Below are 14378 nucleotides of genomic sequence, written 5' to 3'. Positions count from 1 at the left end.
TTATAAAATAGATATTTAATAAAATCAAGTGGTTTTTTTATAATTCTGACTATTTAATTCGTAATTTGGTTATTACACGATGCGCAATGAGGACTCAACCCAATTGCGCATAGGAAATTTTTATGTTTTTTTCTTCGAAATACTTTAGATATGTTTTATTTGCTAGATCATCAATGATTATCGTATTAATAACCTCTTCTTTTTCGATGTGGGCAAATGCTTTTTTGTTGAGTTTTGTATGGTCCAGTAGGAGTATTTTTTGGTCTGCCATCTCTATCATTTTGCGTTTGACGATTGCTTGCTGCTCGTTGGAATCACTGATTCCCCAGTCTTTGTGTAGACCCTTGCAAGAGAAAAAGACTTTGTTTACGTGATAGCGTTCCAATGTGCTGACAGTAAGTGGCCCTACTAAAGATAAGGAAGTTGGGGAAAGGTTACCACCAGCTACTATAACTTGAATATGTGTTTGGTTGGCTAGTTCAGCGGCTACTCTAAGCGAGTTTGTAAGCACGGTTATTTTCTTATTGGGAAGTAATTTAGCTAGGTAGAAAGCGGTGGAACTAGCATCGAGGAATATGATATCGTCCTCTTGTATTAGAGTAACAGCTTGTTTTGCAACCGCCATTTTTTCTTGTTGGTTCATCACTTCACGTTGGAAATAAGGAATATCCCCTTCTTCCTCTTGTGTAGAAATGGCTCCACCATGCGTACGAGCTAGTTTATTCTCTGATTCTAGTTTCTCTAAATCACGGCGGATCGTCTCCTCCGTCACTTTTAGTAGTTTGCTCAGTTCAGATACACGGGCGGTTTTGTTTTCATTGACAATGTTGATGATTTTTTTATGTCTTTCCGGAACTAACATACGTGGATTCCTTCTTTCTTTATGTGATTACGCCCTTTTTAAGAATAATATTGGCATAGAGCGCTTGCTCGCTAGTCGCGATGATTGCGTAAGCTTGTTTGGCTTGTTCATAGAAGCGGAAACGTTCGAGTTTTGATGGTGTGACTGTTTGGTTATCTGTGGTTTGGAGGATTTCCTCGTATTTCTTCCATATCGGTGGTGCGGAGGTTTCTGGTCCATGCATCATATAAAAAACCGATGAATCCGCATATGCGTCGAGTGGCATGAGCGCTAGGATGGCTTCAAGTATTTCTGGAATATGGAGTCCGTCCAGTCTTATTAAATTTTGCGCGTGTGATGCAGCCGGGAAGTTACCATCTGCGATGACAATTTCATCTCCATGCCCCATTTCCATAAGAATTTTGAGGAGATTGGGCGAAATACAGTGAGGTATGTTTTTAAGCATGTGGTTTCTCCTTTGTTTGTTTTTGTTTTACTATATGATACCAAAGATTTTTAGGAATGGAAGTGTTTTTTTGTTTGGGGTTGATGAGATTGGGACTAAGTGTACTGGGAAGGTGTTTTATTCAAAATAAAAACCACTAGATTGCTCTAGTGGTTTAGGACTTTTGATAGGAAGTCTTGGGCACGCTGTGTGTCTGGGTTTGTGAAGAACTTAGATGGTGCAGCGCGTTCGACTATTTTGCCTTCTGCCATAAAGACGATTTCGTCGCAAATTTCTTTGGCGAAGCCCATTTCGTGTGTTACAACAACCATCGTCATGCCGTCTTTTGCTAGTTTGCGAATGGCATCAAGCACTTCGGTTACCATTTCAGGATCGAGTGCAGATGTTGGTTCATCAAATAGCATGACTTGCGGGTCCATTGCTAATGCTCGTGCAATTGCTACACGTTGTTGCTGACCACCGGAAAGTCTGTTTGGATAGGCATCGAATTTGTCAGCTAGGCCAAGTGAAGTTAGTAGCTCTTTCCCTCTTTTTTCAGCTTCTTCTTTGCTCAATCCTTTTACTTTTATAGGTGCCATTGTAACGTTTTCTAATGCGGTTAGGAATGGGAATAGGTTAAAGCTTTGGAATACGAAGCCGATGTTTGTGCGGGCTACGTTGATATCCGTTTTTTTGTCATGGATGGAGATTCCGTCCACTGTTATTTCCCCGTTATCTACCGGTTCCAATGCATTTATAGTTCGAATTAAGGTCGATTTCCCTGCTCCACTTGGGCCAATCAATGCGATAACATTCGATTTTGGTACTTCAAGCGAAACGTCGGTTAGGACGTGGTGGTCGCCGAAGCTTTTATTAACATTTTTAATAGTGATCATTTGGGTACACCCCTCCTTAACGTTATGCTTCGCTCTTCAGTAATCGTTTTTCGAAGTATCGAATGATTAGCGAAAGACTGAAAGTCATGATGAAATAGATTAGTGCAACGAATGTCCATACTTCTATGGAAGCAAACGATGTTGCCACTAAATTTTTTGCATTTAGAGTTAAGTCGGTTGCAGCTATAATTGATACAAGTGATGAATCCTTAATAAGCATGATGAATTGTGATGCAAGCGGAGGTAATACTCGTCTAAATGCTTGCGGCAAAATAATATGTGTCATTGCCTTTGTATGAGTCATTCCAAGTGAGCGCGCTGCTTCCATCTGCCCTTTCGGCACTGCTTGTATACCTGTGCGAACGATTTCCGCTATAAAGGCTCCAGCAAATATTGCAAGACCTACTATTGAACCCCAATAGGAACCTAATCTAAATACTTGACCCATTACGTAGAATATCCACATTAAAAGCACTAGTAGTGGTACTCCGCGAATTATTTCTACGTACGTAGATGAGATTAAATATATAATTTTGTTTTTAGATATACGTCCAAGTCCAAAGAGGATCCCTATTGGAATCGCAAAAAGAATTGCGATTACTGAAATTTCCAGTGTTTTAAGTGCTCCATCGATGAAGACGTCCATATTTCTTGGTATGACACTCCAGTCGTAGTTGTACATGCTGATTCCCCCTAGAGTGTTTTATTCGTCTACTACTTCATTTAACCAGTCAGAAGTTTCAAACCATTTGTTACGCGATGCTAGTTCTGCAGGGCTTCCAAGGTAGCTGTTTAAGAATGAGTTTACCCACTGGATTGTATCGAAGTCGTTTTTCTGAATCGCAATTCCAAGATTTTCTGTAGAAATTAGTTCTTCTAACTGATTAACTGAATCTCCGTTTTTTAATTTCCAAACTGCAATAGCTGGTTCATCGTATACTACTCCGTCCGCTTCCCCTTGCGCCATAGCTGCTGCTGCGGATGGAAATTCTTCAAAGTCTAGGATTTGAGCATTTTTGAAAACATCTTTAGCAAGTAGCGCACCAGTTGTACCGATCCCTACCGCAATTTTATTACCTTTTACGTCAAGGTCTTGCCAAGTTTTAGTAGCTTTATCATTTCCAGGTACCATAACAGCTTGACCTGTTTGGAAGTACGGATCTGAGAAACTTACCGCCAAAGCACGGTCACCACGAATTGTCATTCCTGCGAAAACCATATCTACCTCGCCTGTTCTAAGTGCAGGAACTAAACCATCAAAAGTAAATTGCTTGAATTCAACTTTAATATCTTCTCCTAACGCTGCAGCAAGTGCGTTTGCTGTGTCTACATCATATCCAACGAAATCGCCATTTGGGTCTTTCATATCAAATGGGAAATACCCTGGAGACATCCCGATAATTAGTTTTTTCTCTTTTAATACTTTTTGAATTGTAGAGTTTTCTGTTGAAACTCCACCACCTGAATCATTACTACATCCAGCAATGATTAACATGGTAATCATTAGTACTGCCACTAACCATTTCTTCATAAACTTAACCCCCGTTTTTTTATTCAGTTCCCCTTATGAAACTATTGAATTATTAGTAGTATAAATTATTATTATTCACGTGTCTACATAAAAAATAATTAGTTATAATATTTTTATTATTGATTCTATTATAATAAAGGTGCAAAATAGATTATGTATAGTTGTATTATATGCTTTTTAGTATAAGGTTAGTATTTTTTGATTTTAGTATTATAATGTTTTATTATTCTGTATAATGTATCTTTATTCATAAGGAGTGATTAAATTGGTTTTTCCTAAAAGTGAGGTTGGTAAACGAATTAGGTATTTGCGTAGATTTCAAGGGTTGACGTCCGATGAGTTGGCGAAAAAAGCAAGTGTGAGCCAGAGTATGATTTCTCAAATAGAGCGCGGACAAGTATCCCCCTCTTTGGAAACGTTATGGAAATTAAGCCATAGTTTGAAAGTTCCTGTGTTTTCGTTCTTTGAAGCGGAGGAAAATAATGCAGTTACTTTGACCCGCAAAGGTGAGGGTCATTTCATAAAACGTGTGCGACCTAATGTTGGATATGAGCTTTTGTCGCCAAGTTCAGGCAAGCAGATGAGCTTTTTTAAGATGACTGTTTCGCCAGGCGAGGACACTGATGATCCACTTATGTTCCATGGCGGCGAAGAATGCGGTCTGATGCTGGTTGGTAGCTTGAGGATTGAAATTGAGGGCGAGGTTTACCTTATCGATGAAGGGGATAGTATTTACTTTGATAGCTCGCTGCCGCATCGTTTTATGAACGATGGGGATACGGATGCGATTGCTGTTTGGACGATGACGCATGATTTTTAGGTTTTTGGGAGGTCCTTCGTGTGAGCGGAGGGCTTTTTTGGTTGGGTGCGGTTTGGGTTTGGTTGTGAGTGATTTTGATTTACTTGCGGAGTGGCTGGGGTTACTTGCGTTCGTGGTGGATTTACTTGCGGAGTCGGGAGTGGTACTTGCTCTTGATTGATGGTTGCTTGCTTTGGAGGGAGGTTTACTTGCGCTCTGGGGTTATATGGAAATTCTAATACTCATAGAATATTGAGTTTGGAAGAGGTTTATTAGAGATCTGAATTTTATTAAATATAAAAAGACCTTCTCTTAAGTACAGAAGATCTTTATTTTATAAATTCCATTTTATATTTAGCATCTTTGTATTTACCAGTTTTGATTAGGTTTGCATTTTTTAGGATTCTGTTTGCTTCGTACATATTATTTAGATTTAAAAATTGGCGACACTCTGTATTGGAGATGGAGTCCTTGTATATGAGAAAATATTCTTTTATGGTTTTTGTATGTGCATTAGTGCTGATATTTCTGCATTTAGGACATATCCAGTGACGGGCAACTTTTTTCATTCCGACAAGGTTACAGATAGTACATTCTACTCCTTTGATGATGTCGTCAGGATTAATTGCAAAGTGTTGTGCTAAAGGGAATGGTTTGTAATTGGTAGTTTTGTTTAGAATAAATTTTTTGAGGCTGTCAAGTACTTCTAAGGAAAGTGGAGAATCATGCGTTTTCAATTTTCTTAAATAGGATTTGATTTCGTTACGGAATAGTACGGTTGTTTCACTTGGAGGGGTTTTGATATAGCTACTAGAAAAAGGAAAAACAACTGCACCGTAGATAGGTATTGAAAATCCACCGGCCTTAAATATAACATTCAGCTGATAAATATACTCTTGGAGTTGAATCTCTGGACTGTCGAACGAGTTTCTTACTCCAGTTGATAATGTTCGGCTCAGCTGATATGGATGAGATTTAAATTCAATTTCTCCCTGGATGTTTTTAACTTCGAATATCATAGCATAATACTGTGTAATTATTAGGATATCCATTTGAAATAGTGACTCTCCGAATAGTGAAATGTTGTGGAAGGCAAAGAATTTGTATGGAAGTTTAACTTTTTGAAGAAAACTCATAACTGCTTCTTCCCCTATGTCTCCTGCAATATTGCGATTTAGGTCTTCTCGGAGAGTGAGATATTTGGGATGGTTTTTCTTCAGTCGTTTGTTTAACGAGATAAGTGCTTCCATATATAGCGTTTGTGCATATGGTTTTACTATCATTTTATCACCTCGAGGATAGATTAGCATATATAGTTTAAGTCTACTAGAGCTACTACAGAAATTGCATTTCAACGAGAATTTTGTGGTGAGAATTGAATTTTCTTTAAGAAATGGGATTAAGAACTGAATTGTTTCTCATATTACACAATAATATTTGTTGATTCTAGGAATATTATTGTATTATTTTGATGCTAAATTCGCAGTAGAGTTTATAGAATCGGTTTTTCACACTTAGACGAGATTACTTTTGGTTTAATGCAGTTGGCTTTTCGCATGGGCGAAAAGCTATCCTTTTTGCTTTTTACTTGCGGAGAGATGGGGGTTACTTGCTTTCGTGGTTGATTTACTTGCGGAGCCCGGTTAAATACTTGCTCATAATCATAGGTTACTTGCTCTCAGTGGAGGTTTACTTGCGGACTGGGACTATTTGGATTGTTTCAATGCACTTGGCTTTTCGCATGGGCGAAAAGCTTTCCTTTTTGGGTTTTACTTGCGGACAGATGGGGGTTACTTGCTTACGTGGTGGATTTACTTGCGGAGTTGGGTTGAGTACTTGCTTATGATCAGAGGTTACTTGCTTTCAGTAGAGGTTTACTTGCGCATTGGGATTATTTGGAGTGTTTTTAATGCAGTTGGCTTTTCGCATGAGCGAAAAGCTTCCTTTTTGGGTTTTACTTGCGGACAGATGGGGGTTACTTGCTTACGTAGTGGATTTACTTGTGGAGTTGAGCTGAGTACTTGCTTATGTTCCTAAGTTACTTGCTTTCAGTGGAGGTTTACTTGCGGACTAGGACTATTTGGATTGTTTCAATGCAGTTGGCTTTTCGCATGAGCGAAAAGCTTCCTTTTTGGGTTTTACTTGCGGACAGATGGGGGTTACTTGCTTACGTGGTGGATTTACTTGCGGAGTTGAGCTGAGTACTTGCTTATGTTCCTAAGTTACTTGCTTTCAGTGGAGGTTTACTTGCGGACTGGGACTATTTGGATTCTTTTCAATGCAATTGGCTTTTTGCATGGCCGAAAATCTTTCCTTTTTGGGTTTTACTTGCGGAGAGATGGGGGTTACTTGCTTTCGTGGTTGACTTACTTGCGGAGTCCGGTTAAATACTTGCTCATGAACATAGGTTACTTGCTTTCAGTGGAGGTTTACTTATGGACTGGGATTATTTGGATTTTTTCGATGCGGTCCGCTTTCGCATGGGAGAAATGCATTCTTTTTAAACTTGCGGATCGGAGTTATTTGAAAATTGTTGCTGTATACATTAAAGGACCTGCCGGGATGGCAGGTCCTTGGTTGTGAATAGCGGTTCGCTGAGCGCTTTAATTCAAGTGGTTATTAAGATAGGATGGTTTTTAAGATGTCGACGGCTTGGTCGATTTCTTCGGTTGTTACGGTTAGTGGCGGCAGGAGGCGGATTACGTTTGGTCCTGCCGCTACTAGTAGTAGACCTGCTTCGTCGGCTGCTGTTATGTAGGCTGCAACTTCTTCTTCGCAGACAATTCCGAGTAATAGGCCAGAGCCGACTAGCTGGTTGGTTGGTAATGCTTCGTTTAATTTCTCGATAAAATAAGCAGATTTTTTATTCACTTCTGCTATAAATTCTGGCATAAATACATTGTCTAGAACTGTTTGTGCGACGGCTACCGCTAGAGGATTTCCTCCGAAGGTGGTGCCGTGTGTGCCGGGACCCAATGTGTCGTGTAGTTCTGCTGTTCCGAGCATGGCTCCGATTGGGAAGCCGCCACCAAGTCCTTTGGCTAACGTCATGATGTCAGGTTTTAGGACTGTTTGCTCGTATGCATAGCGGGTACCAGTACGAGAGATACCTGTTTGGACTTCGTCTACTATGAGCAAGATTCCGTTAGATGCGCATATGTCGGTGATGGCATGAGCGAATTCAGGTGTTACTTGGTTAACGCCACCTTCCCCTTGTATTACTTCGAGCATGATCGCGCCAACTTCATCATCGATTACTGCTTTTAAGGCTGTTACGTCATTGAAGGGTACAGTACGAAAGGTTTCAAGTAATGGACCGAAGCCGTTGCGTACCTTGCCTTGGCCAGTGGCGGACATGGCGCCGAATGTGCGTCCGTGGAATGATTTTTCAAATGTGATGATGGTATGTTTCCCAGTATGTTTGCGCGCTAGCTTGATAGCTGCTTCGTTCGCCTCTGCTCCGCTGTTGCAAAAGAATGCGTGTGCGAAGTGTGTATCGTTTACAAGAGTTTCAGCAAGTTTTTCTTGTTCGGGACTTTCGAACAAGTTGGATACATGCCAGAGTTTTTCGCTTTGTTGTTGAATCGCTTGAACTATCGCAGGATGAGTATGACCAAGACTGAGCACGGCTATACCACTTGTGAAATCGAGATAGTCTTTTCCAGTGTCGTCGGTAACGATAGTGCCCTTTCCTTTCACAAGGTGAATAGGTCGGCGAGTATAGTTTTGGAATAAAGAGCTCATGCGTATACCTCCTGCTGCAAAATTGTTGTACCGGACAGTTGATCGCCCACAATTTGGACGGATGGAACGCCCTCCGCAAGACAGTCAAGTGCTGCTGTTACTTTTGGTATCATTCCTCCGTAAATATAACCAGAAATAATCCAGTCTGTAACTTTTTCAGAGGTAACTGTTTCTTGTATCTCACCATCTATTTTTATACCTGGAGTGTCGGTAACGAGTTGTAAGCTTTCCGCTTTTATTGCTAAAGCAATTTCGCTTGCTACAGTGTCGGCATTAATGTTAAGTGGTTCTCCATCTGCCGTGCAGCTAATACTTGAAATGACTGGAGTGATTCCGTTTTTCAGCAACGTTTCAATAAATGAGGTATTCACTTGCTGGACTTCTCCGACAAAACCGTACGTTGATTTGTCTAGTATCGTGCACTGTAATAATTGGTTATCGTAGCCGCTAAGGCCAATTGCTTGGATACCGCTTTTATTCAGCTGGTGAACTAGTGCTGGATTAACTTGACCAACTAAGGTAGATTGGACAATTCCAATTGCTTCAGCGGATGTCACACGTATTCCGTTAATAGATGTGGTCGAAATTCCGCTATTAGAAAGAGCTTTATTGATAGCTGGGCCTCCACCGTGGACAATTACGATTTGATGACCCGTTGCTTGAAGTTTTTTGAAATTGGCGAAGAAGTTTTCATTTAACCCATCGAGCATGCTACCACCAAGCTTGATGACGATGCTTTTAGGAGCGGTAAGTTGCGTTGATTTGGACGTAGTCATATGTCAAATCGCACCCCCATGCTGTTCCTTGACCATTGCCTTGATGTATATCGACGAAGATCTTGACTTCTGGTTGCTTCAAATAAATGATTAAATCATCTTCTGAGAATGGAACAGGCTCTCCATTTTCTACTACTTTTGTTGTGCCAAGTAGGATTGTAATAGCGTTTGGATCGATTGTTGCACCACTATAGCCGACTGCAGCGATGATTCTTCCCCAGTTCGCATCATTTCCGAAGATGGCAGTTTTTACAAGCGGAGAACCTACTACGGTTTTTGCTATATTACGGGCTTCTATGTCTGTAATGGCACCTTTTACTTCCACTTCAATTAATTTCGTTGCGCCTTCTCCGTCTTTGGCGATCATTTTAGCTAGATCCTGTGACACAGTGTGTAAGGTTTGCACAAAGTTTTCCCAATCTGGATGGTCTGGAGTTAATGGATTGTTTTGTGCCATTCCATTTGCCATTACGATAACCATATCATTTGTCGATGTATCGCCATCTACGGTAATTGCATTGAAAGTCACGTCGGTGATAGCTTTTAGTGCGTCCTGAAGATGGTTGGACTCAATATTCGCATCGGTTGTAATAAAACCGAGCATCGTTGCCATATTTGGTTCGATCATGCCAGAGCCTTTTGCCGTTCCTGCGATAATAACCTCTTTACCGTCAATGATTGTTTGATATGTTGCATTTTTTGTTACGGTATCTGTAGTCATAATTGCTAGAGAAAAGTCAATTGCGCCTTCTAGTTCATTTACTGGCTCTAATGCTTGGATACCTGTTGTTACTGGTTCCATTTTCATGAGCTCCCCTATTACTCCAGTGGATGCAACGCCGATAAGTGATTGATCGACTCCTAGTTTTTCTGCTGTGAGTTTTTGCATCATGTATGCGTCTGCCATACCTTGTTTTCCTGTACAGGCATTGGCATTCCCTGCATTAACAATGATTGCTTGCATTTTACCTATTTCATATACAACATCTTTTGTGATGAGTAATGGTGCAGCTTTGATGGCATTTGTTGTGAAAACTCCAGCTACACTTGCAGGCACGTCGCTAACAAGTAGTGCAAGATCTTTTTTCTTATGCTTTAAACCGCAATGGATTCCTGTTGCTTGGAAGCCCTTTGGTGAAGCGATGTTTTTGTAGGAGATGCTTTTCATCGTCATCGTGTTAATAGTCATCGGTTTTTCCTCCTCTGTCTAAATGAATAGTGGGACTTGCTGAAGACCTGTCGTTTGGTTGAGATTAAATTGCACATTCATATTTTGAATTGCCTGGCCGGCTGCTCCTTTTACGAGGTTGTCAATGACCGATACGATTGTTGCACGATTTGTACGCGGGTCGACTTTCAAGTGAATATCGCAGAAATTTGAGCCGTATACTTGATTGGTACCGAATTTGTTCGATTGTTCAATGATCCGGACAAATGGATGGTTGGCATATGTCTCTTTTAATGCGTTTATCAGTTGTTTCTCATTAACGTTTGACTTCAGAGATGCGTAACTTGTCGCTAGAATTCCTCTAGTCATTGGGACAAGATGGGTCGTGAAAGTTATGGGTGATGTTATACCTGCAAACATACTGATTGCCTGTTCGATTTCCGGTATATGTTGGTGTTGATGTATTTTGTATATAGCAGTGTTTTCATTTGTTTCGCTAAAGTGCGTCATTTGAGTCGGTTTGTTACCGGCTCCTGACACACCACTTTTTGCATCTATGATGAGATTCTCCCCGTCGATTAAGTTTTCTTTTAATAGGGGCAATAATGAAAGCAGTACTGCTGTCGGATAGCATCCTGGATTTGCGATTAGACTTGCTTGATTAATTGAGGCTTCGTTCCACTCTGTTAGACCATAAACACTTTTTTCAATTGCGTTTAAAGGAGCCGGTGGTTTTTGGTACCACTGCTCATAATCTATTGGGTTTTTCAAACGGAAATCACCAGACAAATCGATAAGTTTTGGTCCTCTTCCTATTAAAGAAGGCAATATGTCGGAAGATACCCCTGAGGGAGTACTCGCAAAAATAACATCGTATTCTGTTAGTCTATTATGTTCGATTGGTAGAAGCGCTTGGTCGTAAATATTCATTAAATGTGTATATTTATTCGAAAATTGTATCCCTTCTTCTGAAGAAGTGAATAAATCAATATACTGGGCTTCCGGATGATTATGCAATAGCCTTATCAATTCCAGACCACCATAACCCGTTGCTCCTATAATCCCTATTTTCATACCTATCACCTCAACAGTAAGATAATGACTAGTATAATACTGCATAATTATAAAGTCAATTGTATTTTTAGTTATTTACTGAATATTTATCTATGAATAAAAGAAAACAACTCCCCTTTACTTTTGCAAAGAGGAGTTGTAATTAGTTATTTGAATTTTTATTGTTACCATTGCCATTGTTTTTATTAGAACTGTTTCCGTTATTTGATTTGTTATTTGCTTTTTCTTCGTTCTTTTTCTTTTCTTGACCTGGAATATTGTTAGCATTATTTGTTGGTTTAGTTTCTTTTGTTGGTTGTGTTGTATTGTCTTTCGGTTTGTCTTTAGTTTCCTTATTGTTTACTGGTTTTTCAGTTGGTGGGATCTTTTGCTCTTTATTTGTTGCTGGTTTAGTTTGGTTTGGTGGTTTTTCTTCTTTTTTAATTTGTCCGGGAGATTTGGTTTTTTCTTCTTTAGGTTGAACGTTTTTTGGTTTTGGTTCAATAGGATTCTTTTGTGAAGAAGGTTTTTCTTTTTTCACTTCCTGGACCGCTTTTTCAATTTGTTTTTTGAGCTTCGGTTTATCTTCTTTTTCATAAACGGTGGTGACGGCAAGTTCTTTCTTGTCAGTACTTACTCGTTCTACTGCTTTTGCTAACACCAAGTCGATTGATTGACCTTCCCATTCTTTCATTGTACCTGTAGATGGGTGTAGGGACATGACATTACCTTCCTCGTCTATCCCAATCTCAATAGTCGAATCACCTTCCACATGTATGTAGGCATAGGCAGTAGTGGTCTTGGGAAACCATGATGCAACTAAAAAAATGAGGAGGACTGCTGCGATTAAAGCTGGCGCTATGAAAATTGGTTTCATAGGTCTTTTAGTTGTGGCCGAAGCAATTAAATGAAACTCTGCTTCTTCACCTATTTGAACGTCTGCAATAAGTGGAACTCCACGAAGAAATTCGCCATCTTCTGTAAGAAAAATGGTATAGGTCGCCTTCTTTTCGCAAACAACGCCTCTATAGTTGCGCATCATATGATTTCTCCTTTCACGTAGTCTTTTATATAAACGAAGTCACTGTTTAATAGAAGTACTACAGCAATGATGTATTTTCGTTGCCGTTCAAGTGTCTTTCTCGAGACTTCTACTAGTGCTTCTATTTCTTTCAAAGGTAGTTTTTTAGTTTTTATTAATAGTTCGTATAACTCTTCTGAGTCAGCAATAATTTGAGCAATTTGAAAGGCTGTTTTCCTGGCGTCCTTATGCTTTGGTGCTGATTTTGTCAGTTCTTCAAATGATAAGTTGAAGTTAGTTAATAGTTTGCTATATTTTATTAGTTCTTCCCGTCTTGACTCCGTAAATTGTTCTTCTGAATATGTAGTTACTGCAAGTTGCTTTAATAAAAAATGTTCATCCTCCGAATTATCTACACTGCCATCGAAGAGTACTTCTTTTTTATGTCGGACTTCTTCTTTTCGAATAAAGTCTGTGATTCGTCTTTTTATTACTAAGTGTGCAAAGGTTTGGAAAGACGCATTTTCAGTTGGATTATATGCATTTATCGCTTCATGACATCCATTTAAGGCAATACTGAATTCCTCATCCTGCTCATCAATAGTTCTTTTACATATGAAACTAGCTGTTTTTTTCAAAAAAAGGGTATGGGCAAGAAGGAGGTCGTTTAAAACCTCCTTATCACCTGCCTGAGCCTTCGTTATAAGCTCTTGCATATTTTGTTTTGGTTTTGTTTTGAATAGACCCTGCACAATTGACAAGAGCATACATACCCTCCGTTCCCATGTTTCCCTTAGCATACCATTATACTTTAGCTGAGTGGAGAATGAAAAGCGGTGCTATTTTTGTTTTTATATTTTCATAGATTATTAGACGAAATTAAAAGTATCTACACGATTTATTTCATCATTTAAAAATAGTGTTTTATTTGAAATGGATTTATTTTTGGTCTTAGTTCTTTTTGTTTTCGTGTTTTTCAGCTTTGTGTTCTTCCTTTAAAGCTTTCTTTTCTTCTTTATGCTCAGCTTGTAATGCTTTACGTTCTTCTTTTTGTTCTTGTTGTAGTGCTTTTCTTTCTTCTTTTTCAGCTTGTTTAGTTTCTTTTTTTGGTTGTTCTACTACAGGTTTTTCTTCAACCGGCTCTTCTTTAACAGGTTCTTCTATAGGAGTTTCAACAACAGGTTCCTCTGTTTTCGGCTGTTCCGTCACAGGGGGTTGCACTATAGGATCTTCCTGTTTTGGTTCTTCTTCTTTGATAGGTTCTGTTGTTTCTGCTTGTTTTGCTTCAAATTTTGCAATGGCACGTTCTGCATTACGTTTAATTGCCGCTTTAGCAGTCTCATTTCCGGCATTTTCATAAGCTTTGGATAGTGCTGCTAAGTTTCCAGCTGTGTATCCTTCTGGAATTTCAATATCCAATCCTACTGAATCGCCAGTTGTAACAACAGGTGTGACAGTGTCTGGTGTAGATGTTTTCGGTGCTTCAACAGTTTCAGTTTCTTTTTGGTTAAGTACTTCATTCAAATCTACCGTATCAAACAGATTTTCGTTTGCCCACGCATAACTTGCTCCAGTTACCGTCATTGTTGCTACTAGTAGTGCTGCTCCCGTTTTCTTGAATTTCATCTGCATTGTCTCATCACCTCGTATTGAATTTGCCCTTTTTGTTCGGACACTTAATTATTCGAAGGGCTTGTCTTTTTTATGGGGGTCGGATGGATAAATTTTATTTTTAGTTGCGAATGGCTGGTGGTTTACTTGCGGTTGGTGGGTGGTTACTTGCTTTCGTGAGGGGGTTACTTGCTCTCGTGATGTGGGTACTTGCTCTCGTGATGTGGGTACTTGCTCTCGTGATGTGGGTACTTGCTCTCGTAATGTGGGTACTTGCTCTCGTGATGTGCTTACTTGCGGAGTCGTGGCTTTTACTTGCGGAACGGGATATTTATCCAGATTATTGGCGGTGTACCCGCTATGAATATTTCTTCTGCTGGAATACTTGCGGTTGCTAGGTGAATACTTGCTTTGGATTACTTGATACTTGCTCTCGTGATGTGGGTACTTGCTCTTAGGCTCGGTTTACTTGCGGAGTCGTGGCTTTTACTTG

14 protein-coding genes are annotated in these 14378 nt (G+C 39.7%); 1 reads left to right on the top strand and 13 read right to left on the bottom strand.

Features of this window, described 5'->3' with window-relative positions; genetic code table 11:
- Positions 1–94 precede the first annotated feature (94 nt).
- From MKY29_RS04215 to MKY29_RS04195, 5 genes are all read right to left on the bottom strand, one after another.
- On the bottom strand, positions 95–862 hold the full coding sequence (locus tag MKY29_RS04215; protein ID WP_090565527.1) for a DeoR/GlpR family DNA-binding transcription regulator: 768 nt from the start codon (positions 860–862) through the stop codon (positions 95–97).
- 19 nt (positions 863–881) lie between these two features.
- Positions 882–1307, bottom strand: a complete 426-nt coding sequence (locus MKY29_RS04210) for an RbsD/FucU family protein (protein ID WP_340879064.1) — start codon at positions 1305–1307, stop codon at positions 882–884.
- 146 nt (positions 1308–1453) lie between these two features.
- Positions 1454–2182: an amino acid ABC transporter ATP-binding protein gene (locus tag MKY29_RS04205; protein WP_093493904.1), complete on the bottom strand. Its 729-nt coding sequence runs from the start codon at positions 2180–2182 to the stop codon at positions 1454–1456.
- A gap of 22 nt (positions 2183–2204) precedes the next feature.
- Positions 2205–2864 (bottom strand): amino acid ABC transporter permease, encoded by a 660-nt coding sequence (locus MKY29_RS04200; RefSeq protein ID WP_340879063.1) that lies wholly within the window; start codon positions 2862–2864, stop codon positions 2205–2207.
- 21 nt (positions 2865–2885) lie between these two features.
- Positions 2886–3713, bottom strand: coding sequence for a transporter substrate-binding domain-containing protein (locus tag MKY29_RS04195; RefSeq protein ID WP_340879062.1), 828 nt, complete (start codon positions 3711–3713; stop codon positions 2886–2888).
- A 256-nt stretch (positions 3714–3969) separates the two neighbouring features.
- Here MKY29_RS04195 and MKY29_RS04190 point away from each other — a divergent pair, with 256 nt between their 5' ends.
- Positions 3970–4533 (top strand): cupin domain-containing protein, encoded by a 564-nt coding sequence (locus MKY29_RS04190; RefSeq protein ID WP_340879061.1) that lies wholly within the window; start codon positions 3970–3972, stop codon positions 4531–4533.
- A 308-nt stretch (positions 4534–4841) separates the two neighbouring features.
- On the opposite strand, the gene MKY29_RS04185 is transcribed toward MKY29_RS04190, so the two are convergent.
- The 8 genes from MKY29_RS04185 to MKY29_RS04150 form a co-directional block, all read right to left on the bottom strand.
- Positions 4842–5795 carry a nuclease-related domain-containing protein gene (locus MKY29_RS04185; protein WP_340879059.1) on the bottom strand — a complete coding sequence of 318 codons (954 nt, stop codon included), beginning with the start codon at positions 5793–5795 and terminating at the stop codon, positions 4842–4844.
- Between the two features lie 1336 nt (positions 5796–7131).
- Entirely contained in the window at positions 7132–8256 is a 1125-nt protein-coding gene (locus tag MKY29_RS04180) for an acetylornithine transaminase (RefSeq protein ID WP_340879058.1), read from the bottom strand.
- Positions 8253–9032, bottom strand: a complete 780-nt coding sequence (gene argB, locus MKY29_RS04175) for an acetylglutamate kinase (protein WP_340879057.1) — start codon at positions 9030–9032, stop codon at positions 8253–8255. The genes MKY29_RS04180 and argB overlap by 4 nt, the downstream gene beginning before the upstream one ends.
- Positions 8995–10221 carry a bifunctional glutamate N-acetyltransferase/amino-acid acetyltransferase ArgJ gene (argJ, locus tag MKY29_RS04170; RefSeq protein ID WP_340879056.1) on the bottom strand — a complete coding sequence of 409 codons (1227 nt, stop codon included), beginning with the start codon at positions 10219–10221 and terminating at the stop codon, positions 8995–8997. Before argJ ends, argB begins: the two co-directional genes overlap by 38 nt.
- Before the next feature lie 18 nt (positions 10222–10239).
- Positions 10240–11274: an N-acetyl-gamma-glutamyl-phosphate reductase gene (argC, locus tag MKY29_RS04165; protein ID WP_340879055.1), complete on the bottom strand. Its 1035-nt coding sequence runs from the start codon at positions 11272–11274 to the stop codon at positions 10240–10242.
- A gap of 142 nt (positions 11275–11416) precedes the next feature.
- Positions 11417–12292, bottom strand: a complete 876-nt coding sequence (locus MKY29_RS04160; RefSeq protein WP_340879054.1) for an anti-sigma factor domain-containing protein — start codon at positions 12290–12292, stop codon at positions 11417–11419.
- Positions 12292–13041: an RNA polymerase sigma-I factor gene (gene sigI / locus MKY29_RS04155; protein WP_340879053.1), complete on the bottom strand. Its 750-nt coding sequence runs from the start codon at positions 13039–13041 to the stop codon at positions 12292–12294. Before sigI ends, MKY29_RS04160 begins: the two co-directional genes overlap by 1 nt.
- A gap of 184 nt (positions 13042–13225) precedes the next feature.
- Complete coding sequence (locus tag MKY29_RS04150) at positions 13226–13900, bottom strand: hypothetical protein (RefSeq protein WP_340879052.1); 675 nt, start codon at positions 13898–13900, stop codon at positions 13226–13228.
- Positions 13901–14378 lie beyond the last annotated feature (478 nt).

This window comes from Psychrobacillus sp. FSL K6-2365 (assembly GCF_038003165.1).
GTDB lineage: Bacteria > Bacillota > Bacilli > Bacillales_A > Planococcaceae > Psychrobacillus > Psychrobacillus psychrodurans.
Note: the sequence above shows the minus strand (reverse complement) of the source record. Positions and strands in the feature narration are given on the sequence as shown.

What these genes read in the sequence shown, in the direction of transcription:
- MKY29_RS04215 (WP_090565527.1), bottom strand. Translation starts at nt 862, where the DNA reads ATGTTAGTTCCGGAAAGACATAAAAAAATCATCAACATTGTCAATGAA.
- MKY29_RS04210 (WP_340879064.1), bottom strand. Translation starts at nt 1,307, where the DNA reads ATGCTTAAAAACATACCTCACTGTATTTCGCCCAATCTCCTCAAAATT.
- MKY29_RS04205 (WP_093493904.1), bottom strand. Translation starts at nt 2,182, where the DNA reads ATGATCACTATTAAAAATGTTAATAAAAGCTTCGGCGACCACCACGTC.
- MKY29_RS04200 (WP_340879063.1), bottom strand. Translation starts at nt 2,864, where the DNA reads ATGTACAACTACGACTGGAGTGTCATACCAAGAAATATGGACGTCTTC.
- MKY29_RS04195 (WP_340879062.1), bottom strand. Translation starts at nt 3,713, where the DNA reads ATGAAGAAATGGTTAGTGGCAGTACTAATGATTACCATGTTAATCATT.
- MKY29_RS04185 (WP_340879059.1), bottom strand. Translation starts at nt 5,795, where the DNA reads ATGATAGTAAAACCATATGCACAAACGCTATATATGGAAGCACTTATC.
- MKY29_RS04180 (WP_340879058.1), bottom strand. Translation starts at nt 8,256, where the DNA reads ATGAGCTCTTTATTCCAAAACTATACTCGCCGACCTATTCACCTTGTG.
- argB (WP_340879057.1), bottom strand. Translation starts at nt 9,032, where the DNA reads ATGACTACGTCCAAATCAACGCAACTTACCGCTCCTAAAAGCATCGTC.
- argJ (WP_340879056.1), bottom strand. Translation starts at nt 10,221, where the DNA reads ATGACTATTAACACGATGACGATGAAAAGCATCTCCTACAAAAACATC.
- argC (WP_340879055.1), bottom strand. Translation starts at nt 11,274, where the DNA reads ATGAAAATAGGGATTATAGGAGCAACGGGTTATGGTGGTCTGGAATTG.
- MKY29_RS04160 (WP_340879054.1), bottom strand. Translation starts at nt 12,292, where the DNA reads ATGCGCAACTATAGAGGCGTTGTTTGCGAAAAGAAGGCGACCTATACC.
- sigI (WP_340879053.1), bottom strand. Translation starts at nt 13,041, where the DNA reads ATGCTCTTGTCAATTGTGCAGGGTCTATTCAAAACAAAACCAAAACAA.
- MKY29_RS04150 (WP_340879052.1), bottom strand. Translation starts at nt 13,900, where the DNA reads ATGAAATTCAAGAAAACGGGAGCAGCACTACTAGTAGCAACAATGACG.